22 protein-coding genes are annotated in these 21,460 nt (G+C 71.2%); 7 read left to right on the top strand and 15 right to left on the bottom strand.

From position 1 onward, the window contains the following. The first annotated feature begins 137 nt into the window (after positions 1 to 137). Genes FHX68_RS12435 through FHX68_RS12420 form a run of 4 tightly spaced genes read left to right on the top strand, consistent with a single transcriptional unit; the run spans position 138 to position 4,188 of the window. The gene (locus tag FHX68_RS12435) at positions 138 to 1,406 is read left to right on the top strand and encodes a branched-chain amino acid ABC transporter permease (RefSeq protein WP_141381336.1); all 1,269 of its coding nucleotides are present in this window, start codon (positions 138 to 140) and stop codon (positions 1,404 to 1,406) included. A gap of 7 nt (positions 1,407 to 1,413) precedes the next feature. Next, complete coding sequence (locus tag FHX68_RS12430) at positions 1,414 to 2,394, top strand: branched-chain amino acid ABC transporter permease (protein WP_141381330.1); 981 nt, start codon at positions 1,414 to 1,416, stop codon at positions 2,392 to 2,394. Beyond that, positions 2,384 to 3,394 carry an ABC transporter ATP-binding protein gene (locus FHX68_RS12425; RefSeq protein WP_141381329.1) on the top strand — a complete coding sequence of 337 codons (1,011 nt, stop codon included), beginning with the start codon at positions 2,384 to 2,386 and terminating at the stop codon, positions 3,392 to 3,394. The genes FHX68_RS12430 and FHX68_RS12425 overlap by 11 nt, the downstream gene beginning before the upstream one ends. Positions 3,395 to 3,441: 47 nt before the next feature. Beyond that, a complete protein-coding gene (locus FHX68_RS12420; RefSeq protein ID WP_141381335.1) occupies positions 3,442 to 4,188 on the top strand; it encodes an ABC transporter ATP-binding protein in 747 nt (248 codons plus the stop codon). Between the two features lie 220 nt (positions 4,189 to 4,408). Here FHX68_RS12420 and FHX68_RS12415 read toward each other — a convergent pair whose 3' ends face one another. The 3 genes from FHX68_RS12415 to groES all read right to left on the bottom strand — a co-directional run bounded on the left by FHX68_RS12415 (position 4,409) and on the right by groES (position 7,364). Further along, on the bottom strand, positions 4,409 to 5,761 hold the full coding sequence (locus FHX68_RS12415) for an ABC transporter substrate-binding protein (RefSeq protein WP_141381328.1): 1,353 nt from the start codon (positions 5,759 to 5,761) through the stop codon (positions 4,409 to 4,411). 193 nt (positions 5,762 to 5,954) lie between these two features. After that, positions 5,955 to 6,884 carry an EamA family transporter RarD gene (rarD, locus tag FHX68_RS12410; RefSeq protein WP_141381327.1) on the bottom strand — a complete coding sequence of 310 codons (930 nt, stop codon included), beginning with the start codon at positions 6,882 to 6,884 and terminating at the stop codon, positions 5,955 to 5,957. Positions 6,885 to 7,067: 183 nt separating this feature from the next. Beyond that, positions 7,068 to 7,364 (bottom strand): co-chaperone GroES, encoded by a 297-nt coding sequence (gene groES / locus FHX68_RS12405; RefSeq protein WP_141381326.1) that lies wholly within the window; start codon positions 7,362 to 7,364, stop codon positions 7,068 to 7,070. A gap of 154 nt (positions 7,365 to 7,518) precedes the next feature. On the opposite strand from groES, the gene FHX68_RS12400 reads away from it, so the two are divergent. Next, entirely contained in the window at positions 7,519 to 8,727 is a 1,209-nt protein-coding gene (locus tag FHX68_RS12400) for a class I SAM-dependent methyltransferase (RefSeq protein ID WP_141920265.1), read from the top strand. 8 nt (positions 8,728 to 8,735) lie between these two features. On the opposite strand, the gene FHX68_RS12395 is transcribed toward FHX68_RS12400, so the two are convergent. The 9 genes from FHX68_RS12395 to coaA form a co-directional block, all read right to left on the bottom strand. Continuing rightward, positions 8,736 to 9,197, bottom strand: a complete 462-nt coding sequence (locus tag FHX68_RS12395; protein ID WP_244926864.1) for a hypothetical protein — start codon at positions 9,195 to 9,197, stop codon at positions 8,736 to 8,738. Continuing rightward, entirely contained in the window at positions 9,194 to 10,354 is a 1,161-nt protein-coding gene (tsaD, locus tag FHX68_RS12390) for a tRNA (adenosine(37)-N6)-threonylcarbamoyltransferase complex transferase subunit TsaD (RefSeq protein WP_141381389.1), read from the bottom strand. Before tsaD ends, FHX68_RS12395 begins: the two co-directional genes overlap by 4 nt. Further along, positions 10,351 to 10,857 (bottom strand): ribosomal protein S18-alanine N-acetyltransferase, encoded by a 507-nt coding sequence (rimI, locus tag FHX68_RS12385; protein ID WP_141381390.1) that lies wholly within the window; start codon positions 10,855 to 10,857, stop codon positions 10,351 to 10,353. The genes tsaD and rimI overlap by 4 nt, the downstream gene beginning before the upstream one ends. Beyond that, positions 10,854 to 11,534, bottom strand: coding sequence for a tRNA (adenosine(37)-N6)-threonylcarbamoyltransferase complex dimerization subunit type 1 TsaB (gene tsaB / locus FHX68_RS12380; protein ID WP_141381391.1), 681 nt, complete (start codon positions 11,532 to 11,534; stop codon positions 10,854 to 10,856). Before tsaB ends, rimI begins: the two co-directional genes overlap by 4 nt. A gap of 114 nt (positions 11,535 to 11,648) precedes the next feature. After that, on the bottom strand, positions 11,649 to 12,152 hold the full coding sequence (gene tsaE, locus FHX68_RS12375) for a tRNA (adenosine(37)-N6)-threonylcarbamoyltransferase complex ATPase subunit type 1 TsaE (protein WP_141920282.1): 504 nt from the start codon (positions 12,150 to 12,152) through the stop codon (positions 11,649 to 11,651). A gap of 120 nt (positions 12,153 to 12,272) precedes the next feature. Further along, on the bottom strand, positions 12,273 to 13,397 hold the full coding sequence (alr, locus tag FHX68_RS12370) for an alanine racemase (RefSeq protein ID WP_174799191.1): 1,125 nt from the start codon (positions 13,395 to 13,397) through the stop codon (positions 12,273 to 12,275). Beyond that, positions 13,394 to 13,831, bottom strand: a complete 438-nt coding sequence (locus FHX68_RS12365) for a holo-ACP synthase (RefSeq protein ID WP_141381392.1) — start codon at positions 13,829 to 13,831, stop codon at positions 13,394 to 13,396. Before FHX68_RS12365 ends, alr begins: the two co-directional genes overlap by 4 nt. Positions 13,832 to 13,881: 50 nt before the next feature. Beyond that, positions 13,882 to 15,732, bottom strand: coding sequence for a glutamine--fructose-6-phosphate transaminase (isomerizing) (gene glmS, locus FHX68_RS12360; protein ID WP_141381393.1), 1,851 nt, complete (start codon positions 15,730 to 15,732; stop codon positions 13,882 to 13,884). Positions 15,733 to 15,911: 179 nt separating this feature from the next. Further along, the gene (gene coaA / locus FHX68_RS12355) at positions 15,912 to 16,859 is read right to left on the bottom strand and encodes a type I pantothenate kinase (RefSeq protein WP_141381394.1); all 948 of its coding nucleotides are present in this window, start codon (positions 16,857 to 16,859) and stop codon (positions 15,912 to 15,914) included. A gap of 187 nt (positions 16,860 to 17,046) precedes the next feature. Here coaA and FHX68_RS12350 point away from each other — a divergent pair, with 187 nt between their 5' ends. After that, positions 17,047 to 17,991: a Ppx/GppA phosphatase family protein gene (locus tag FHX68_RS12350; RefSeq protein ID WP_141381395.1), complete on the top strand. Its 945-nt coding sequence runs from the start codon at positions 17,047 to 17,049 to the stop codon at positions 17,989 to 17,991. Between the two features lie 55 nt (positions 17,992 to 18,046). On the opposite strand, the gene glmM is transcribed toward FHX68_RS12350, so the two are convergent. From glmM to rplM, 3 genes are read right to left on the bottom strand one after another with little or no spacing between them, the layout of a single operon-like run. Then, positions 18,047 to 19,390 carry a phosphoglucosamine mutase gene (gene glmM / locus FHX68_RS12345; RefSeq protein ID WP_141381396.1) on the bottom strand — a complete coding sequence of 448 codons (1,344 nt, stop codon included), beginning with the start codon at positions 19,388 to 19,390 and terminating at the stop codon, positions 18,047 to 18,049. A gap of 5 nt (positions 19,391 to 19,395) precedes the next feature. Continuing rightward, entirely contained in the window at positions 19,396 to 19,881 is a 486-nt protein-coding gene (gene rpsI / locus FHX68_RS12340) for a 30S ribosomal protein S9 (RefSeq protein WP_141381397.1), read from the bottom strand. Between the two features lie 26 nt (positions 19,882 to 19,907). Beyond that, a complete protein-coding gene (gene rplM / locus FHX68_RS12335; RefSeq protein ID WP_141381398.1) occupies positions 19,908 to 20,354 on the bottom strand; it encodes a 50S ribosomal protein L13 in 447 nt (148 codons plus the stop codon). 500 nt (positions 20,355 to 20,854) lie between these two features. Between rplM and FHX68_RS12330 the strand changes: the two genes are divergently transcribed. Next, complete coding sequence (locus tag FHX68_RS12330) at positions 20,855 to 21,448, top strand: arsenate reductase/protein-tyrosine-phosphatase family protein (RefSeq protein ID WP_141380951.1); 594 nt, start codon at positions 20,855 to 20,857, stop codon at positions 21,446 to 21,448. Positions 21,449 to 21,460 lie beyond the last annotated feature (12 nt).

Raw genomic sequence — 21,460 nt, 5'->3', positions numbered from 1 at the left:
ATTACGCTCGTACCGTCGTTGATCACTGCCGATGCGACCGCCCCACCCGACGGGTGCGCTGACTGGAGGAACCTTTGAGTCCCACGACCGTCGCTGCGCGCAGCCCACTGCGGTGGCTGGTGCTGACCCTGGGCGGCATGCTCGCCGCCGTCGCCCTGTTGTTGAGCATGCCGGGGGCATCCTTCGCCGCCTCGGGCGACGACGGGGGTGACGACAGCACCGATCTCCCCTACACGATCGTCGTGAACGTGCGCTCCGGCGGCGAGGCCGTCGCCGGCGCGACCGTCACCGCGAAGGGCGGCGACTTCGAGGGCGAGGCCACCACCGACGAAGACGGCCGCGCCCGCATCGGCGTGCCCGACAAGGAGACGGCCTGGACGATCGAGCTCGTCAAGTCGAGCCTGCCGAGCGGCGTCGAGGCCCCCGACGGGTTCGCCTTCACGCAGGAAGCGACGTTCGGGGCAGGCAGCTCGGTCACGAAGAACTTCACCCTCGTGGCGGCCGAGCGCCAGACGACGAGCTTCGCCGACCAACTGGCCTCGCGCGTGGTCAACGGCCTCAACTTCGGCCTCATGCTCGCCCTCGCCGCGATCGGCCTGTCGCTCGTGTTCGGCACGACCGGCCTGTCGAACTTCGCGCACGGAGAGATGGTCACCTTCGGGGCGCTGATGGCGCTCCTCTTCTCGACGGGGGTGGGCTGGTCGATCTGGATCGCGATCCCGATCGCCGTGGTGCTCTCGGCGGGTTTCGGATTCGCGATGGATGCCGGGTTGTGGCGCCCCCTGAGGCGCAAGGGCCTCGGCACCGTGCAGCTCATGATCGTCTCGATCGGTCTGTCGCTGGCGCTGCGCTACCTCTACCAGATGTTCGTCGGCGGCGGCACCGAGCAGCTCCCGGGCGCCGTCTCGCAGACGATCCCCGGCCTCGGCCCCATCCGCCTGACGGTCACCGACGTGATCAGCATGGCGGTCTCGCTGATCGTCATCGGCCTGTTCGCGTGGTGGCTCATGCGCACCCGCATCGGCCGCGCGACCCGCGCCGTCTCCGACAACCCGTCGCTCGCGGCGGCGAGCGGCATCGACGTCGACGGGGTCGTCCGCATCGTCTGGATCGTCGCGGCGGGGCTCGCCGGCCTCTCCGGTGTGCTGTGGGCCTACTTCCGCCCCGGCATCAAGTGGGACATGGGCACGAGCATCCTGCTCCTCATCTTCGCGGCGGTGACCCTCGGCGGTCTCGGCACGGCGTTCGGCGCGCTGATCGGCTCGATCATCGTGGGCCTGCTCGTCGAGGTGTCGACCCTGTGGATCCCGTCCGACCTGAAGTACGTCGGCGCGCTGGTCGTGCTGATCGTCATCCTCCTGTTCCGTCCGCAGGGCATCCTCGGACGCCGAGAGCGGATCGGTTAGGCACATCATGAACTGGCTGCAGATTCTCAACAACACGTTCGCGCAGATCCTCGCCCCCGCGACCCTCGGGTACGCCCTCGCGGCGATCGGCCTCTCGGTGCACTTCGGCTTCGCGGGCCTGCTCAACATGGGCGTCGCGGGATTCATGGCGATCGGCGCATACGGCTTCGCGATCTCGATCCTCACGTTCGGCCTGGCGTGGCCGGTCGCGGCGCTCATCGGCCTGCTGGCCGCGGTCGTCTTCGCGATCATCCTCGGCATCCCGACGCTGCGCCTGCGCGGCGACTACCTCGCGATCGTCACGATCGCGGCCGCCGAGGTGCTGCGCCTCCTCTTCCTCACCTCGAGCTTCCGTCAGTGGACGGGTTCGGCCGACGGACTGAGCGGCTTCCAGGCATCCTTCCGCGCCAGCAACCCCCTACCTCCCGGCAAATGGGGCTTCGGGCCGTGGACCTACCCGTCCGACCAGTGGTGGGTGATCGTCGTCGGCGTCATCACGATCGCGATCGTGGTGCTGTTCGTCTGGCTGCTGATGAGCAGCCCGTGGGGCCGCGTGATCCGAGGCATCCGTGAAGACGAGGATGCCGTGCGCTCGCTCGGCAAGAACGTCTTCGCCTTCAAGATGCAGGCTCTCATCGTCGGCGGCATGATCATCGCCGCGGGCGGCATCATCACGGCGATGGGCACGAACGTCAACCCGAACGTGTACGTCACCTCGCAGACGTTCTTCGTGTGGACGGCGCTGTTGCTCGGCGGTGCGGCGACGATCTTCGGCCCCGTGCTCGGCGCGGTGCTCTTCTGGATGGTGCGTGCGTTCCTGTCGAACCTGCTGCCGGCGATGGTGCAGGCGGGGCTCCTCCCCTTCCTCACCGTCGAGCAGAGCCAGATGCTCGTCTTCGTGCTCGTCGGCATCGCGCTCATGCTGATCGTGATCTTCCGCCCGCAGGGCATCCTCGGCAGCAAGAAGGAGTTGACCTTTGTCCGCTGACACCGTGGCCCCGACGCCGCGCCCCAAGTCCACCGGCCTCCACCGCGTCGACCCCGCCGACCCGAGCGGCGAGATCCGCCCGGGCGTCGCCAAGGTCGACCCGATCATCGTGATCGACGGGGTGACGCGCGTGTTCGGCGGTCTCACCGCCGTCGACGTCGACCACCTCGAGATCCCGCGGAACGCCATCACCGCGCTCATCGGCCCGAACGGCGCCGGCAAGACGACGCTGTTCAACCTGCTCACCGGGTTCGACAAGCCGAACACGGGCACCTGGTCGTTCGACGGCACGAACCTCGCCGGCATCCCCGCCTTCAAGGCGGCCCGGATGGGTCAGGTGCGCACCTTCCAGCTCACCAAGTCGCTCGGTCTGCTGACCGTGCTCGAGAACATGAAGCTCGGCGCCACGCACCAGACCGGCGAGCACCTGTGGGCGAGCATCTTCCCGTTCCTGTGGAACGCGCAGGAGAAGAAGAACGAGACGAAGGCGCGCGAGCTGCTGACGCGGTTCACACTCGACTCCAAGGAGAAGGACTTCGCCGCGTCGCTCTCGGGCGGCCAGCGGAAGCTCCTCGAGATGGCGCGCGCCCTCATGAGCGACCCGATCCTCGTCATGCTCGACGAGCCGATGGCGGGCGTGAACCCGGCGCTCACCCAGTCGCTGCTCGACCACATCCTCGATCTCAAGGATCTCGGCATGACCGTGCTGTTCGTCGAGCACGACATGCACATGGTGCGCCACATCGCCGACTGGGTGGTGGTCATGGCCGAGGGCAAGGTCGTCGCCGAGGGCCCGCCCGACACGGTGATGAAGAACCCCGCGGTGATCGACGCCTACCTCGGCGCCCATCAGGACGTCGACCTCGGTGTCGTCACGGGCCGGTACGAGGGCGAGCTGGGGGCGGACGCCACGGAGCTCGTCGAGGCGACGCACGAGATCGACCGCGCGATCGTCGACGACGCGGAGCGCAAGGACGAGCAGACGGAGGACCTCACGTGAGCAGTTCAGCCCCCGCCCCGCAGCCGGCGTCGTCCGCCTCGGCGTCGATGTCCGCCTCGACGGCCACGGCCCCCGCGGAGAACGTCGTGGTGCTCGACGACGTCGTCGCCGGGTACCTCCCGGGCGTCAACATCCTGAACGGTGCGAACCTCACCGCCGCCAAGGGCGAGCTCATCGGCATCATCGGGCCGAACGGCGCCGGCAAGTCGACGATGCTCAAGGCGATATTCGGTCAGGTGAAGGTGCGTTCGGGCTCGGTGACCCTCAACGGCGAAGACATCACGGGCCTGCGCGCCAACAAGCTCGTCGCCAAGGGCGTCGGGTTCGTGCCGCAGACCAACAACGTCTTCCCGAGCCTCACGATCGCCGAGAACCTGCAGATGGGCGCCTATCAGCGCCCGCGGGGCCTGCGCGAACGCGTCGACTTCGTGACGTCGATCTTCCCCGACCTCGGCAAGCGGCTGCAGCAGCGCGCGGGGTCGCTCTCGGGCGGCGAGCGCCAGATGGTCGCCATGGGCCGCGCGCTCATGATGGACCCGCACGTGCTGCTGCTCGACGAGCCGTCGGCCGGTCTGTCGCCCTCGCGTCAGGACGAGGCGTTCCTGCGGGTCTCGGAGATCAACAAGGCCGGCGTCACCACGATCATGGTCGAGCAGAACGCCCGGCGCTGCCTGCAGATCTGCGACCGCGGCTATGTGCTCGATCAGGGCCGCGACGCCTACACCGGCACCGGTCGCGACCTGCTGAACGATCCGAACGTGATCGGCCTCTACCTCGGCACGCTCGGCGCCTGACGGGAGTTTCCCGCACCCGCGCCCGGCGAGTTCGAATCAGCCCCGCACCATCCGTGGTGCGGGGCTGATTCGTGCGCGCGTGCGGGCGCGCGAGGCATCCATGGTGCGTGCGGGCGAAGCACCCGTGGTGCGGTGCGTGCGAGGCATCCGTTCGCCGCTCCTCCGCGCACAGCAGCGGGGCCCCGGTCCGAAGACCGGGGCCCCGCCTGACCTCGTCGGCTCAGCCGATGGTGAGGAACTTGTAGTTGTTGTCGTCGCCGTACTGGAAGATGCCGATCGTCGCCTCGGTCGGGTCGCCCACGTCGTTGAACGTGATCGGTCCGGAGACGCCGTCGTAGTCGGCGACGGCGCCCGAGATGATGATGTCGGCGCACTCCGCGTACGAGGTGCACTTCTTGCCGTCACCCGAGCCGCCCGACACCTGCTGCAGGTGCGCGGCGACGTCGGGCCCGGCGGTGGAGCCGGCCTCGAGCGCCGCCAGGGCGAGGAGGATGACCGCATCGTACGACTCCGGCGCGTAGGTGAACTCGGTCAGCTCCGCGTTGCCCTGCGCCGTGTTGAACGCCTGCAGCGCGTCGCGGAACGTCGAGATCTTCGCCGGGTCGACGGCCGGATAGGTGCCCTTCGCCCCGGTCAGCGTGCCCGGGTCGAACTCGTCGCCGAAGTTCGACAGGTTGCCGTCGACGAAGTACATCTTGTCGGCGGGGAAGTCGGCGCCCTTCAGCTCGGGGATGATCGTCTTGACCTCTTCGAAGGTGATCAGCGCGATCGCGTCGGGCTTGGCCGCCAGCACGTCCTCGACCTGGGCCGAGAAGTTCGTGTCACCCGTGTTGTAGAGCGACGCGGCGACGACGCTGCCGCCGGCCGCCTCGAACGACTTCTTGGTGAAGCAGGCGAGGCCCGTGCCGTACGAGTCGTTGAGCACGATCATGCCGAGCGTCTCGTTGCCGTCGGCGGCGATCTGGTTGCCGAGCACCTCACCCTGGAGCACGTCCGAGGGGGCGGTGCGCCAGTACAGGCCGTTGTCCTTGTACCCGGTGAAGGCCGCCGAGGTGTTCGCCGGCGAGAACTGGATGGCGTTCGCCGCGATCACCTGGTCGATGAACTGCAGCGACGTGCCCGACGACGCGGCGCCGATGATGGCCGTGGCACCCTCGCCCAGCAGACGCGGGATCTCGGTCTCGTACGCCTTGTTGTCGGTGTCGCCCGAGTCGCCCTGGATGAGGTCGACCGTGACGCCCTTGGCCGCGGCGTTGACCTCGGAGGCGGCGTACTCGGTGCCCGCGATCTCGGGCGGGCCGAGGAAGGCGAGGTTGCCGGTGACCGGCAGCGCGGTGCCGATCTTGTAGGTCAGGTCGGTGCCCGGACCGGTCGAGGTCGAGTTGTAGGTCGGCGTGTACGCCGCCGGCTCGGCCGCGTTGCAGTCGATCGGGAACTCGAAGCCTGCATCGGCAGACCCCGAGGACTCGGGGCTCGACGAGCCGGAACAACCGGCCAGAACGAGAGCGCCCGCACCGACCAGGGCGATGCCGCCCAGGATCCGTGCGGCGCGCGAACGGGTGAAGACGCCCATTTTGCTCCTTGGTGTCGGCGGCGCGGGCACGGGACCCCCGCCGGGTTGTGGATAAACCTAGTAGGCGGGGGGCACCCTGATTGTTGCGATGCGTTAACGGTGTGATACAGGACGGTCACGGTGCGATAACGACCCGTTCCCGGTCGTGCCGTGCGGGCGCCCCGGTGCGGGAGACGCGCCGCAGCGGAGCCGGTCAGGCGAGGTCGACGACGGCGGATGCCCGGCGGGAGCCCCGCGCGGAGGCGATGGAGTCGACCATCAGCACGATGAGCGCGACCCACACGAGGCCGAATCCGATCCAGCGCTCGAGGGGCATCGGCTCGCCCAGCATCCACCATCCGGTGAGGAACTGCATGATCGGGGCGACGAACTGCAGGAGGCCGATCACGACGAGCGGTGCGCGCCGCGCGCCAGCGGCGAAGAGCAGGAGCGGGACGGCGGTGATGACCCCGGCGAGGGTGACGAGCACTGTGTGCCCGGCGCCCTGGGTGCCGAACACGAGTCCGGTGGTGTTCGCGACGACGATGAGCTGCACGAGCGCGATCGGCGTCAGCCAGAGGGATTCGAGCGTGAGGCCGCTGATCGCGTCGACCTTCGGGCCGATCTGCTTCTTCACGAGGCCGTACGCGCCGAACGACGCCGCGAGAGTCAGCGCGATCCAGGGGAAGGTTCCGTACGCGACGATGATCACGACCACCGCGACCACCGCGATCGCGATCGCCGCCCACTGCGCCGGCCGCAGCCGCTCGTGCAGCACGAGCACGCCGAGCAGCACCGTGACGATCGGGTTGATGAAGTAGCCGAGGCTCCCCTCGATGACGTGCCCGGTGAGGATGCCGATGAGGAAGACCTGCCAGTTCACGTAGATCAGCAGGCCCGCGATGATCGTCCAGAACACCAGGCGCCGGTCGCGCAGGATCGCGAGGAGCTTCGGCCAGGTGCGGGTGATGGTCAGCAGGATCGCGCAGAAGACGAGGGAGAAGAGGATGCGCCAGACGACGACCTCCCACGGGCCGATCGGCGCGAGCAGGATGAAGTAGAGGGGCATGAAGCCCCAGAGGAAGTAGGCGCCGAAGGCGTAGATCCCGCCCAGCCGCTCCTGCGCGGCGGTCTCGGGTGTCATGAGTCTCACTCTAGAACGGTCGTGACATGGCCGGACGCCGTTTCGCGGCGGCATCCTGCCACGGACCGCCGTCAGGCCGCCATCATCGAGCGTCGGCCCCTGCGAGGGGCACCACCGGCGGACGGAGACGAGAAAGGGCCCGGATGCCAGGCATCCGGACCCTCTCTGCGAGAGATCGCTGCGTCAGCGGACGACGACCGCGAGCACGTCGCGCGCCGAGAGCACGAGGTACTCGTCGGCGCCGAACTTGACCTCGGTGCCGCCGTACTTCGAGTAGATCACGCGGTCGCCGACGGCGACGTCGAGCGGAACGCGGTTGCCGTTGTCGTCGATGCGGCCCGGGCCCACGGCCACGACCTCGCCCTCCTGGGGCTTCTCCTTGGCGGTGTCGGGGATGACGAGACCGCTGGACGTGACCTGCTCGGCCTCGACCTGCTTGATGACGATGCGGTCCTCGAGCGGCTTGATGGAAACCGACACGGTTTACCTCTTTCTGGCGTTGGCACGGAAAAGACTGATTAGCACCCGACACGTCGGAGTGCTAACGCCAAGTCTAGGGTGCCGTTGGCACTCGTGCAACGCGAGTGCCAATCCCGGCCGCGGCCACCTCGGCGGGGTCTTCTAGGCTGGCCGGATGGAACTCGCCGAGCTGACCGCGCTCCTCACCCCGGAGGGCCTGCGCCTGGTCGACGACCTCGGGGCGATCGACGGCACCGACGACGTCGCCGCGACGGTGTCGCGTCTGCGCGCCGCCGGCCTCTCCCCCGATCTCGTCGCGGCGGCGGTGGGGCAGGCGCGCCTGCGCAGCCGCGCACGGGCGAAGTTCGGCGCCTTCGCCGACCGCATGCTCTTCACGCGGGCGGGCCTCGAGCAGGCGACTCGACTCGAGGTCGGCGCGCGTCACGCCGGCCGGTTCCGCGATGCCGGCGTCGCCCGCGTCGCGGATCTCGGCTGCGGCATCGGCGGCGACGCGCTCGCGTTCGCCGGCATCGGTCTCGACGTCGTCGCGGTCGACGCCGACGAGGTCACCGCGGCCCTCGCCGCCTATAACCTCGCCCCGTTCGGCGAGCAGGCGCAGGTGCGGCACGCGCGCGCCGAGGAGGTCGACCTCGCGGGCGTCGACGCCGTCTGGCTCGACCCCGCCCGCCGCACCGCGGGCCACACCGAGACCACCCGCGTGGGCGCGGGCGACTGGTCGCCGCCGCTCGACTGGGTGTGGGATCTCGCCGCCCGCGTTCCCGCCGGGGTGAAGCTCGGTCCGGCGTTCGACCGGACCCTGATCCCGGAGGACGCCGAGGCGCAGTGGATCTCGGTCGACGGCTCGACCGTGGAGCTGGTCGTCTGGACGGGAAAGCTCGCGCGGCCGGGCATCCGTCGCTCGGCGCTCGTCATCCGCGGCGGCTCGGCGGCCGAGCTCACCGCGGCGGGTGACGCCGACGACGCTCCGGTGCGGGAGCTCGGCGCGTACCTGCACGAGCCCGAGGGCGCGGTCATCCGCGCCCGGCTGATCGGCGAGGTCGCGCGGTCGCTGGATGCCGGGATGATCGACGCGAAGATCGCGTATCTGACCTCGGATGCCCCGGCCGCAGGCTCCTCGGACGGCACGGCGAGCCCGTTCGTGCAGAGCTTCCGCGTGCGCGAGCAGCTGCCGAACGACCCGAAGGCGCTCGGCAAGGCGCTGCGGGAGCGCGGCATCGGCACCCTCGAGATCAAGAAGCGCGGGGTCGACGTCGACCCGGCTAGCCTGCGCACGAAGCTCAAGCTGCGCGGTCCGGAGCAGGCGACGCTGTTCGTCACGCGCGTCGGCGACCGTCGCGTGACCCTGTTGGCCGACCGCGTCTGAGGGGGGCGTCAGCCGAACAGCGGGCCCTGCGTCGACGCCCACCACAGCCAGCCCGCGCTGTAGACGACCGACACGAGGCTCAGACAGAGCGCCCAGACGGCGAGCTGACGCGACTCCCACGGGCGGCGGAGTGCGGCGATCGCGAGGCCCGCGCCGACGAGGCCGATGAGAAAGCCCCAGCCCACGAGGAACGAGACCGCGAGCCCGAGGATGCCGAAGACGAGCGCCCAGGCGCCGCTGCGCGGCAGCGCGCTGTCGGCGGAGTGGGCGGGCGCGGTCGCCCACTCGGGCTCGACCACGGTGGTCTCGGTGATCGGGACGGGCTCGGTGAACTCTCTCTGGAAACCGCCGCGGTGCTCGCCGGGCAGCGCCGCCGAGTCGGCGACCGTCACGTCGTCGGAGGCGCCCGCGACGGTGGGCGCCTCGGCGGGGCCGGCGGGGCGGGGCATCCGTTCGTCGCGCTCGCTCATCGGACTGCCGCCGACTCGTCGCGGGTCTGTTCGCCTGCTTCGACCTCGTCGACCTGGATCTCGGTGACCGGCAGCGTGGAGTCGGCGCCGAAGGCGAGGGTCGACGGGCGGTGGCCGCTCATGATGAGCTGCGCGGCGAGCGCGGCGATCATCGCGCCGTTGTCGGTGCAGAGGCTGAGCGGCGGGATCCGCACCGCGACGCCGGCCGCGGCCGCCCGCTCGAGCGCGACCTCGCGCAGGCGCCGGTTGGCGATGACGCCGCCGCCGAGCAGCAGGCGCGGCACGCCGTAGCGCGCACAGGCATCCAGGGCTTTCGTCACGAGCACGTCGACGACCGCTTCGCGGAACGACGCGGCGACGTCGGGCACCGGGATGGCGGGGGCGTCTCCGCTCTCCGCTTGGCGGGCGGCGTCCTGCTCGACCCAGCGCGCGACGGCGGTCTTCAGCCCCGAGAAGGAGAAGTCGTAGCGGTGCTCCGCGAGGTCGGATGCCTTGGAGAGGCCCCGCGGGAAGCGGATCGCGGCCGGGTCGCCGGTCGCGGCGGCGCGGTCGATCTCGGGGCCGCCGGGATAGGGCAGGCCGAGGATGCGGGCGACCTTGTCGAAGGCTTCGCCGGCGGCGTCGTCGAGGGTCTCGCCGAGGAGTTCCACGTCGGAGACGAGGTCGCGGACGAGGAGGAGCGAGGTGTGACCGCCGCTCACGAGGAGCGCGATCGTCGGGTACTCGACATCTTCGCCGGTGAGGAGGTCGGCGGCGATGTGGCCGACGAGGTGGTTCACCGCGTAGAGCGGCTTGTCGAGGCTCACCGCGAGGGCCTTCGCGGCGCCGATGCCGACCATGAGCGCCCCGGCGAGACCCGGCCCGCTCGTGACGGCTACGGCGTCGATCTCGTCGAGCGTGATGCCGGCCTCGGCGACGGCGGCTTCGATCGTCGGCTGCAGCGCCTCGAGGTGCGCGCGCGCGGCGACTTCGGGCACGACGCCGCCGTAGCGGGCGTGCTCGTCCATCGAGCTCGCGATCGTGTTGCTCAGCAGCGTCGAGCCGCGCACGATGCCGATGCCGGTTTCGTCGCAGCTCGTCTCGATGCCCAGCACGAGCGGTTCGCGGTTCTCGGCGGTGTGAGCGGGGAGCCGGTCTCGGGTCGGGAGGGCGTTCATGAGCAGGCCCCCGCTTCGGACGCGACGGAGTCGGCCGGCCGCTGGGCAACCGCCCAGCCGACGAGATCGAGCCTCATGACGACGGCGTCGACGTCATCGGGCTGGTAGTAGCGCGGGCGGCGGGCGATCTCGGTGAAGCCCTCGGAGACGTACAGCGATTCGGCGACCGGATTGTCGGCGCGCACCTCGAGGAACACCTCGCGGGCCCCGCGCTCCCGAGCCGCGGCGAGCAGCGCGTGCAGCAGCGCGCGCCCCCGTCCCGTTCCGCGGGCGTGCTCGGCGATCGCGATCGTCTGGATGTCCGCGTCGGCGGCGCCCTGCACGGCGCGCACTCCCCCGTAGCCGGCGAGGCGCCCGGCCTCGACGTCGACGACGTAGCGGCCGTGCGGCGAGGAGAGCTCGGCGGCCATGAGGGTCTCGCTCCAGGCATCCGTCGGGAACGACGCCCGCTCGAGGGCCATGATCGCGCCGAGGTCGTCGGCGGTCGCGGTGCGCAGGTTCATGCGCCCACCCGCTTCGGGGCGGCAGGCAGGGTCACGTCGGGAGCGCGCAGGTACAGCGGCTCGGGGCCCGTGAGCTCTCGGCCCGCGGCGAGCGCGCGCGCGGCGAGGGTGGCGACCATCGCCGCCGGGATGGCGGTGACGTCGAGCCGCTCGGCGCCGAGCCCGGCGAGCACGTCGTCGATCTCGGCGCGCGGTGCGAGGGCAGGGCCGGCCGCGCGCACGGGGATGCCGTCGTCGTCGAGCCCGTCGTAGACGGAGTAGGCGAACTCGCGGCGGCGCGCGTCGGTGACGACGGCGAAGCGGGGCGGGTCGCCGAAGGGGTCGGCGAGCGCCGCAGACAGCAGCGCGCCGAGCGCCGCCGCGTCGTGACTCGGGACGGCGACGACCGGGATACCCCGGCCGAGCGCGAAGGCGCGCGCCGCGGCGATGCCGACCCGGAGCCCGGTGAAGGGACCGGGACCCATGCCGGCGGCGACATGCGTCAGCGCAACCTCTTCGGCGGCGCCGGTCTGCCCGATCGGGCCACGGGCGGCGTCCGTCAGCGCGTCGACCAGGAGCGTACCGATCGCCTCGGCGTGCCCGAGAGGATTCTCGCTCGCACGGTCGGCTCGCACCGCACCGTCGCGGTCGACGACGGCGACGGCCGTGCCGAGGGAGGTGTCGATGCCGAGGATCACGTCATCCAGGGTAGTCGGGGCCGGTGCGGGTGGGGTGTCCGGGTGGGGGTGTCCGGGTGGATGCGGTACCGGGGCGGGTTGCGGCACCCTACGCCGAGGTCGACCGTCGCGAGGTCATGGCCGGCGCGAGATGCGGACGAGCCGCGGCGCGGCATCCTCCATGTCGGCGACGTGCGGGCCGGCGGTGCCGCACGCGTTGTCGACGCCGGTGCCCGACCATCCGCGGTCGATCTCGACCTCCCACCAGCGGTCGGCGACGGCCGCCGCGTAGGGCGCGGCCCACTCGGCGATGACGACCGAGTGGGCGAAGTCGATGTCGAGGTCGTCGAGCTCTCCGTCGGTGCCGAGACGGTAGGCGTCCACGTGCACGAGGGGCGGACCGTCGGTGAGCGAGCGATGCGTGCGCGCGATCACGAAGGTCGGGCTCTGCACGCGGCCGCGCACGCCGAGCGCCGCGGCGATGCCCCGCGTGAGGGTCGTCTTGCCGGCGCCGAGCGGGCCGGTGAGCACGACGAGGTCTCCGGCGCCGAGCGCCGCGCCGAACCGGCGGCCGAGGTTCTCCATCTCGTCGGGCGACGCGATCTCGCGGTCGCCGACGAACTCGTCGAGCCCGCTCATGGCATCCTCCCGTTCACAGTTCAGTCCGAACGCGTCGGTCGCCGCGGGCATTCCGCCGAAACCCGGGGCCGCCGCGCCGGGCCCGCGGCGCGGAGACGGAATTGCGAACGGCGAACGGGATCACCGCGCCCCCTCGCGGCGCACCGCGCGCGGCCCGATGCGGGTGACGATCTCGTAGTTGATCGTGTTGGCGGCGTCGGCCCACGCCTCCACCGGCGGGGCGCCGAGCGTCGGGTCGCCGAAGAGCAGCGCCTCGTCGCCGACCGCGATCGGGTGATCGCCGACGTCGACGACGAACTGGTCCATGGCGATGCGGCCCGCGACCGGGAAGGTCTCGCCGCCGATGCGGACGGCGCCCGACCCCGATGCCGCGCGGGGCACCCCGTCGGCGTAGCCGAGCGGGACGAGCGCGAGCGTCGTGTCGGCGTCGGTGCGATGCGTGTAGCCGTACGAGACGCCCTGCCCGGCCGGCACCCGGCGCACGGCGGCGACCGCCGCACGGAGGGTCATCGCGGGGCGCAGACCGAGGTCGGCAGAGCTGCGGTCGGCGAAGGGCGACAGTCCGTACATCGCGATGCCGATCCGCACGCAGCCGAGCCTCGCCTCGGGCAGGTCGATGGCGGCGTGCGAGGCGGCGATGTGCGTGAGCGGAGGGGTGAGCCCGAGCCGCGCCGCGAGCGCGAGCGCCTCCTGGAACCGGGAGAGGGCGGCGCGGTCGTCGTCCGCGCTCGTGTTGGAGAGGTGGCTGAAGATGCCGACCACGCGGAGCTTGCCGATGCGCTCGAGTCGTGCCGCCTCGGCGAACACGACGGGCGCGTCGGGGGGCGCGATGCCGTTGCGCCCGAGCCCCGTCTCGACCTTGAGGTGCACGCCGACGGCGCGGTCGGCGGTGGCGGCGGACGCCGCGGCGACGAGCTGATCGAAGCTCGAGATGCCGAGCTCGATCCCGAGTCCGGCGGCCTCGACGAACGAGGCGCCCGGCGCGTGCAGCCAGGCGAGGATCGGCGCGTCGATCCCCGCACGGCGGAGGGCGATCGCCTCGGACACGTCGGCGACCCCGAGACGCGTCGCGCCGCCGGCGAGCGCCGCGATCGCGGAGCGCACGGCGCCGTGACCGTAGCCGTCGGCCTTGACGACGGCGATCACCTCCGAGTCGGTGAGGCGCCGCAGGTGCCGCACGTTCTCGGTGATCGCGGCGGTGTCGATGAGCGTCTCGCGCATCACGCCGGCGGGCAGGTGGCTCATCGGGCACCTCCGGTCGGGTCGACGGATGCCTCGGCCACGGCACCGGCGGACGCGCCGGCCCCCGAGGCATCCATCGGCGCATCGGGTGCCTCGGCCACCACGTACGCGGTCGCGAGGCCGCCGTCGTGGCTGAGCGAGAGGTGCACGGCGGTGATGCCGCGGGCTTCGACGGTCGCGGCGGTCTCGCCGGCGAGGGCGAACACGGGGCGGCCGCTCGGCTCGGAGGCGACCTCGATGTCGGTCCAGTGCACGCCGTCGGACCCCCCGAGGGCCTTGATCAGGGCCTCCTTGGCGGCATAGCGCGCGGCGAGCGAGTGCCGCTTGAGCGTCTGCTCGGCCGGCGTGAACAGCCGGTCGAGAAGCCGCGGCGTCCGCGCGAGCGAACGCTCGAAGCGCGGGATGTCGACGAGGTCGACGCCGATTCCGACGATCACCCCGTCAGCCTACCCACCGCCCGCGGCGCCGACCGCCCGGCCGGCCGCCCTCACTCCACCGTGACGGACTTGGCGAGGTTGCGGGGCTGGTCGACGTCGAGGCCCTTCGCGGTCGCGAGGCCCATCGCGAAGATGTGCAGCGGCACGACGGCGAGCAGCGGCTCGAAGAAGGGGCCGGCGAGCGGGATGTGCAGCACCTCGTCGGCGAAGGGCAGCACGGCGGCATCCCCCTCTTCGGCGACGACGATCACTCGGGCGCCGCGCGCGCGGATCTCCTGGATGTTCGAGACGACCTTCTTGTGCAGCTCGGCCGATTCGCGCGGCGACGGCACGATCACGAACACCGGCTGGCCCGGCTCGATGAGCGCGATCGGACCGTGCTTGAGTTCGCCGGCGGCGAAGCCCTCGGCGTGGATGTAGCTGATCTCCTTGAGCTTGAGCGCGCCCTCGAGCGCGATCGGGTAGCCGACGTGCCGGCCGAGGAAGAGCACCGACTGTGTGTCGGCCATCCAGCGCGAGAACTGCTCGATGTGGGCCTGCTCGGTCTCGAGGACGCGGGAGATCTTGCCGGGCACGGCCTCGAGCTCACGCACGTGATCGGCCGCCTCGGCGGCGGGGAGCGACCCGCGCACCCGCGCGACGTGCAGGGCGAGGAGGTACAGCGCGGTGATCTGCGCGACGAACGCCTTGGTGGATGCCACGGCCACCTCAGGCCCCGCGTGCGTGTAGATCACGGCATCCGATTCGCGCGGGATCGTGGCTCCCTGGGTGTTGCAGATCGACAGCGTCTTCGCGCCGCGCTCGTGTGCGTACTTGACGGCCATGAGGGTGTCCATGGTCTCGCCGGACTGGCTGATCGAGACGACGAGCGTGTCGTCGCCGAGCACCGGATCGCGGTAGCGGAACTCGTGCGCGAGCTCGACCGACACGGGCACACGCGTCCACTGCTCGATGGCGTAGGCGCCGGTCTGACCCGCGTAGGCGGCCGTGCCGCACGCGATGACGATGATGCGGCGGATACCCGTGAAGATCTCGTCGAGTCCGTCGAGTTCCGGGATCACGACCTGCCCGTCATGCACGCGGCCGCGGATCGTGTTCGCGACGGCGTCGGGCTCCTCGGAGACCTCCTTCGCCATGAAGGAAGACCATCCGCCCTTCTCGGCGGCCGAGGCATCCCACACCACTTCGAAGGGAGAGGCCTCGACGGCGCTGCCGTCGAAGTCGGTGATCTCGACGCCGTCGGGGGTGATCGCGACGATCTCGTCCTGCCCGATCGCGAGGGCGTTGCGGGTGTGCTCTACGAAGGCCGCGACGTCGGAGCCGAGGAAGTTCTCGCCGTCGCCGAGGCCGATCACGAGCGGCGAGTTGCGGCGGGCGCCGACGACGAGGCCGGGCTGGTCCTGGTGCATCGCGAGGAGCGTGAACGCGCCTTCGAGGCGGCGCACGACCGAGCGGAACGCCGTGACGAGATCGCCGGATGCCCGGTACTCGTGCCCGAGGAGCACCGCCGCGACCTCGGTGTCGGTCTCGGAGCGGAAGGTGTATCCGAGGGAGAGCAGGTCGGCCTTCAGCTCGGCGAAGTTCTCGATGATGCCGTTGTGGATGACCGCCAGGCGGTCATCGTCGGCGAGGTGCGGGTGCGCGTTGGCATCCGTCGGCCCGCCGTGCGTCGCCCAGCGCGTGTGCCCGATGCCCGTCGTGCCGTCGGGCATGGGGTGGGATGCCAGGTCGTCGCGCAGCACCTTCAGCTTGCCGGCGCGCTTGCGCATGTCGAGGGCGCCGCCCTGGTCGATGACCGCGATGCCGGCGGAGTCGTAGCCGCGGTATTCGAGCCGGGCGAGCCCCGAGAGGAGGATGGCCTGGCTGTCCCGCGGGCCGACGTATCCGACGATTCCACACATGCGCTCTAGGGTAGCCGCGCCCTTTTGCGCGGATCCCTACCAAACCCCGCGCCGCCGGGGGATGCCGCGGCCCTCACGCCGAGCCGCTATCCCCCATGCGAGCCGCTACGGGATGTGCGGGCCGGATCGTGGCGGCTCGCACAGATCATGGCGGCTCGGCGGTGGGGAGGATGCCGGGGTCAGAGCTTGCGGAGGAGGACGCTCTCGACGGTGTGGTCGGCGGCCTTGTTCAGCACGAGGGTCGCGCGGTGCTTGGTGGGTTCGACGTTCTCGCGGAGGTTCGGCAGGTTGATGTCGTTCCAGTAGCCCATCGCGGTGTCGACGGCCTCGGCATCGGAGAGGTCGGCGAACACCTTGAAGAACGAGCTCGGGTTGCTGAACGCGCCCTGCCGGAGCGCGAGGAAGCGGTGCACGTACCACTGCGCGATGTCGTCGGCGTCGGCGTCGACGTAGATCGAGAAGTCGAACAGGTCGCTCACCGCGACGTCGTTGGGCGTCGGCGGCGGGGAGAGCACGTTCAGCCCCTCGACGATGACGACGTCGGGGCGGCGCACCGTGACGTGCGCGTCGGGCATGATGTCGTAGCGCATGTGCGAGTAGAAGGGTGCCCGCGCCTCCGCGGCGCCGGACTTCACGTCGGTGAGGAACCGCACGAGCGCACGCCGGTCGTACGACTCGGGAAAGCCCTTGCGGTGCATGATGCCGCGGCGTTCGAGCTCGTCGTTCGGGTAGAGAAATCCGTCGGTGGTCACGAGTTCGACCCGCGGGGTGCCGGGCCAGCGGCTCATCAACTCGCGGAGCAGGCGCGCGATGGTCGACTTCCCGACCGCGACCGAGCCGGCGACACCGACGACGAACGGCGTCGTCGCGTCGGGCTCGCGCAGGAACGACGAGACCTGACCGCCCAGGCGCTTGGTGTTCTCGGCGTACGTCGACAACAGTCGGCTGAGCGGCAGGTACACCTCGCGCACCTCGGCGAGGTCGAGGCGGTCGCCGATGCCGCGCAGCTGCACGACCTCGGTCTCGGTGAGGGGGTTGGGCACACCCGGCGCGAGCGCCGCCCACTCCGCGCGGTCGACCTCGCGATACAGCGAGGCGACGTCGGTCGCCTGTTCGTCGGTGGACATCGCGCCCACTCTACCGGCGCGCACCGTCACGCACCGGCGCGCACCGTCACGCACCGGCGCGCACCGTCACGCACCGGCGCGCACCTTCACGCACGCACCGGCGCGCACGCGGCGCGCACCCCGCCCGCACCGTCACCCCACGTGGCAGGCGCGCGGCGCCCACCCCGCCCGCCGCTACGCTGGCCGCATGCGCCTCGGAGTACTCGACATCGGCTCGAACACGGTTCACCTGCTGGTCGCCGATGTGCACCCCGGCGGCCGGCCGCTCGCCACGAGCAGCACCCGCACGGTGCTCCGCCTCATGCGCTACCTCGAACCCGACGGCTCGATCAGCGAGGAGGGTGTGGATGCCCTGGTCTCGGCCGTCGCCGAAGCGCGCGTCGTCGCCGAGCGTGAGAACGTGTCGGAGCTGCTCGCGACGGCCACGAGCGCCGTCCGCGACGCGACGAACGGCGCCGAGGTGATCGCCCGCATCGAGGAGGCGCTCGGCCAGGACCTGCAGGTGCTCGGGGGCGAGAGCGAGGCGCGCTTCACGTTCCTCGCCGTCCGCCGGTGGTTCGGGTGGTCGGCGGGGCAGATCCTGCTGTTCGACATCGGCGGTGGATCGCTCGAACTCGCCGCCGGCGCCGACGAGCTGCCCGAGGTCGCGGCATCCGTGCCGCTGGGCGCCGGCCGCGCGACCGTCGAGTTCCTCCCGAACGACCCGCCGGGCGAGGAGGCCGTCGAACGCCTGCGCGCCCACGCCGCCGTCACGCTCGCCCCGATCGCCGCGCTCATGGCCGCGCAGCCGAAGCCGAACCACGTCGTCGGGTCGTCGAAGGCGACCCGCTCGCTCGCGAAGCTCGCCGGATACCCGGCGGCGGGGTGGTCGGGCAGCGAGCGGATGCTGCTGCCGCGCACGGCGCTCGGCTCGTGGATCCCGCGGCTCGCGCGCCTTCCCGCCTCGGCCCGGCAGGAGCTTCCCGGCATCACGCCCGACCGCACCTTCCAGATCGTCGCGGCGGCCGTGGTGCTGCACACCGCCATGACCGCGCTCGGCGTCGAGGAGCTCGAAGTGAGTCCGTGGGCGCTTCGCGAAGGCGTGTTGCTGCGCTACATCGAGTCGCTCAGCTGGTCGGAGCCCGCCGGCTGAAGCCGCACCGAGCGGACCGCCCGCCGGATGCGGACCGCAAGCGAACCCGAATCCGTCAGCCGCGCACGATGTCGGCGAGCTCGTCGGCGATGCGCCGTGCATCCGCCTCCGACGCCGCCTCGACCATCACGCGCACCATCTGCTCGGTGCCCGAGGGGCGCAGGAGCACCCGTCCGCTGTCGCCGAGGGCGCGCTCGGCCACCTCGACGGCGGCGACGACGTCGGCGTCGGCCGCGCGGGTGCGCTCCACGCCGCGGACGTTGACGAGCACCTGAGGGAAGACGGTCATGACGGATGCCAGCTGCGCGAGCGTCTTGCCGGTGCGCGCCATCTCGGCGCACAGGTGCAGTCCGGTGAGCACGCCGTCGCCGGTCGTGGCGAAGCGGCTCATGATCACGTGGCCGCTCTGCTCGCCGCCGAGGGAGTAGCCGCCCTCGTTCATGCGCTCGAGCACGTACCGATCGCCGACCGCGGTCGTCTCGACGCGGATGCCGTTCGCGGCCATCGCGCGGTGCAGGCCCAGGTTGCTCATGACCGTCGTGACGAGCGTGTCGCCGCGGAGCACGCCGCGCTCCTTCATCGAGAGGGCGAGGATCGCCATGATCTGGTCGCCGTCGACGATGGTGCCGTCGGCGTCGACGGCGAGGCAGCGGTCGGCGTCGCCGTCGTGCGCGATGCCGACGTCGGCGCCGGTGCGCACGACCTCGGCGGCGAGCTTGTCGAGGTGGGTCGAGCCCACGCCGTCGTTGATGTTGATGCCGTCGGGGTCGGCGCCGATCACGGTCACCTTCGCGCCGGCGTTGCGGAACGTCTCGGGCGAGACGCCCGAGGCCGCGCCGTGCGCGCAGTCGACGACGACGTGGAGCCCGTCGAGGCGGTGCGGCAGAGAGGCCAGAAGATGCATGACGTAGCGGTCCTCGGCATCCGAGAATCGCGTCACGCGCCCCACGTCACCGCCGGTGGGCTGGAGCTTGGGGCCGGTCATGGCCTCTTCGATGCGCTGCTCGACGATGTCGGGCAGCTTCACTCCCCCGCGGGCGAAGATCTTGATGCCGTTGTCGGGCGCGGGGTTGTGCGAGGCCGAGATCATCACGCCGAAGTCGGCGTCGATGTCGTCGATGAGGAAGGCCGTCGCCGGAGTGGGGAGGGTGCCCGCCTCGAGCACGTCGACGCCCGACGAGGCGAGGCCCGCCTCGACGGCGGCGGAGAGGAACTGCCCCGAGATGCGCGGGTCGCGCGCGACCACCGCGGTGAGGCGTTTGCCGGCGGCCTTGCGGGCCGAGGCGATGCGCCCCTGGCCCAGGACGACAGCGGTCGCCTGGGCCAGGGTGAGTGCCAGGTCGGCGGTGAGGGTGCCGTTCGCGAGCCCCCGCACACCGTCCGTCCCGAACAGCGCCATAGGATTTAGCGCTTCGAGTACTGCGGAGCCTTGCGGGCCTTCTTGAGACCAGCCTTCTTGCGCTCGATGACGCGGGCGTCGCGCGAGAGGAAGCCGGCCTTCTTGAGGGCCGGACGGTTGTTCTCGGCATCGATCTCGTTGAGGGCGCGGGCGATGCCGAGGCGCAGCGCGCCGGCCTGGCCCGAGGGGCCGCCGCCCGAGATGCGGACGATGACGTCGTACGCACCCGTGAGGTCGAGCAGGGTGAAGGGGTCGGTGATCAGCTGCTGGTGCAGCTTGTTCGGGAAGTAGTCCTCGAACTCGCGGCCATTGACCGTGATGGTGCCGGAGCCGGGAATGAGGCGCACGCGGGCGATGGCCTGCTTGCGGCGACCGACAGCCGAACCGGGCACCGAGAGGACGGGGCGCGGGGCGGCGGCGGCCGGAGCAGCCGCGGTCTCGGTGGTGTAGGACTCGGGGGTCTCTTCGATGGAGTCAGCGATGTTCGCCATGATCTGTTCCTTGTGGTCGGCGGCGCTTACTGGGCGACCTGGTCGAAGGTGTAGGGAGTGGGCTGCTGAGCCGCGTGCGGGTGCTCGGCACCGACGTAGACCTTCAGCTTCGACAGCTGCTGGCGACCCAGGCTGTTCTTGGGGAGCATGCCGCGGATCGCCTTCTCGACGGCGCGGACCGGGTTCTTCTCGAGCAGCTCCGCGTAGGAGGTCGCCGTGAGGCCGCCCGGGTAGCCCGAGTGACGGTAGGCCATCTTCTTCTGGAGCTTCTGACCCGTCAGCGCGACCTTGTCGGCGTTGATGACGACGACGAAGTCACCGGTGTCGATGTGGTTGGCGAAGGTGGGCTTGTTCTTGCCGCGGAGGATCGCGGCGGCGTGCGAGGCGAGGCGTCCGAGAACGACGTCGGTCGCGTCGATGACGACCCACTCACGGGTCACTTCACCGGCCTTGGGGGTGTAGGTGCGCGTCACAGTAGTGCTGCTTTCTTGATTCGAACGGAGAGGTTCGTGAATCCCACTCCGGGGTGGTTCCGTTCCGGTGATCGGAGGGAACACGCCAGTGGAGGGCTCACGTTCGTGGCGCCGGCCGCAGGCAGCACGGACACCAAACGTCGAGTCTACGCCATGTGGACGCCTCGGCCAAACCGGCCGCGTCGGGGCCCATGGGGCGTGCGGCGCAGAGAGAAAGACCGGGAGGCCGAGATTCGAGACTCGGCCTCCCGGCGGGTGTTCGCACGCGGGGGTCGGCGAACACCGAGCCGGTTGTGTGGGGACACAGCCGGGGGCCTGCGTGCGCGACGGCACAGCCGTCGTGCCGACACCGACCTTTCGGCCGAGGTCCGAGCGTGTCGCGGTCGGGATCCGCAACACCTCAAACCCTATCGGGTCGCGCTCCGCGCCGCCATCGCCGCGCCGCCGCGTTTTCCGCCCGCGCCGCCGGTCACGCCCGGTGCGCTCGATACGCTGACGGCATGTTCGAGATCCTCGTCGTGTGCACGGGAAACATCTGCCGGTCGCCGCTGGCGGAAGTGGTGTTGCGCGGCACCCTCGAACAGCTGGGCGGGCGCGTGCACAGCGCGGGCACCCAGGGACTGGATGCGGCGCCGATGACGCCGGAGGCGCAGCGCCTTGTCGTGGCCATGGGCGCCGACGCCGGGGCGGCGAGCGCGCATCGGTCCCGCTACCTCACGGCGGCCCACCTCGACTCGCCCGACCTGATCCTCGCGATGAGCCGGGAGCACCGAGGACGAGTCGCCCAGCTGGCCCCGGCGCGACTGCGCTCGTCCTTCACCGTTCGCGAGTTCGCCCGACTCGCGACCGGAATTCCGGACGCCGACATCGTCAGCGCTGTCGCATCCGCGGGACCGGACGCGGCAGCACGCGTGCGGGCGGCGGTGGCGATCGTCGCGGCCAGGCGGGGGCTGAGCGCTCCGCCCGACGACCCCGCCGACGACGACGTCGTCGACCCCTATCGCCGCCCGTGGGCGACCTATCAGTTGTCCGCAGCTCAGATGAGCCCCGGGCTCGATCAGGTCGCCCGAGTGGTGTCACTCGCCACACGCTGACCGCCGCGCGTC

The sequence above is a fragment of the Microbacterium lacticum genome, from assembly GCF_006716815.1.
In the GTDB taxonomy this organism is placed as follows: domain Bacteria; phylum Actinomycetota; class Actinomycetes; order Actinomycetales; family Microbacteriaceae; genus Microbacterium; species Microbacterium lacticum.
Note: the sequence above shows the minus strand (reverse complement) of the source record. Positions and strands in the feature narration are given on the sequence as shown.

Coding starts and splice junctions, on each gene's coding strand:
- FHX68_RS12435 (WP_141381336.1), top strand. CDS start 138: ATGCTCGCCGCCGTCGCCCTGTTGTTGAGCATGCCGGGGGCATCCTTC.
- FHX68_RS12430 (WP_141381330.1), top strand. CDS start 1,414: ATGAACTGGCTGCAGATTCTCAACAACACGTTCGCGCAGATCCTCGCC.
- FHX68_RS12420 (WP_141381335.1), top strand. CDS start 3,442: ATGTCCGCCTCGACGGCCACGGCCCCCGCGGAGAACGTCGTGGTGCTC.
- FHX68_RS12415 (WP_141381328.1), bottom strand. CDS start 5,761: ATGGGCGTCTTCACCCGTTCGCGCGCCGCACGGATCCTGGGCGGCATC.
- rarD (WP_141381327.1), bottom strand. CDS start 6,884: ATGACACCCGAGACCGCCGCGCAGGAGCGGCTGGGCGGGATCTACGCC.
- FHX68_RS12400 (WP_141920265.1), top strand. CDS start 7,519: ATGGAACTCGCCGAGCTGACCGCGCTCCTCACCCCGGAGGGCCTGCGC.
- FHX68_RS12395 (WP_244926864.1), bottom strand. CDS start 9,197: ATGAGCGAGCGCGACGAACGGATGCCCCGCCCCGCCGGCCCCGCCGAG.
- tsaD (WP_141381389.1), bottom strand. CDS start 10,354: ATGAACGCCCTCCCGACCCGAGACCGGCTCCCCGCTCACACCGCCGAG.
- rimI (WP_141381390.1), bottom strand. CDS start 10,857: ATGAACCTGCGCACCGCGACCGCCGACGACCTCGGCGCGATCATGGCC.
- tsaE (WP_141920282.1), bottom strand. CDS start 12,152: ATGAGCGGGCTCGACGAGTTCGTCGGCGACCGCGAGATCGCGTCGCCC.
- alr (WP_174799191.1), bottom strand. CDS start 13,397: ATGAGCCACCTGCCCGCCGGCGTGATGCGCGAGACGCTCATCGACACC.
- glmS (WP_141381393.1), bottom strand. CDS start 15,732: ATGTGTGGAATCGTCGGATACGTCGGCCCGCGGGACAGCCAGGCCATC.
- coaA (WP_141381394.1), bottom strand. CDS start 16,859: ATGTCCACCGACGAACAGGCGACCGACGTCGCCTCGCTGTATCGCGAG.
- FHX68_RS12350 (WP_141381395.1), top strand. CDS start 17,047: ATGCGCCTCGGAGTACTCGACATCGGCTCGAACACGGTTCACCTGCTG.
- glmM (WP_141381396.1), bottom strand. CDS start 19,390: ATGGCGCTGTTCGGGACGGACGGTGTGCGGGGGCTCGCGAACGGCACC.
- rpsI (WP_141381397.1), bottom strand. CDS start 19,881: ATGGCGAACATCGCTGACTCCATCGAAGAGACCCCCGAGTCCTACACC.
- FHX68_RS12330 (WP_141380951.1), top strand. CDS start 20,855: ATGTTCGAGATCCTCGTCGTGTGCACGGGAAACATCTGCCGGTCGCCG.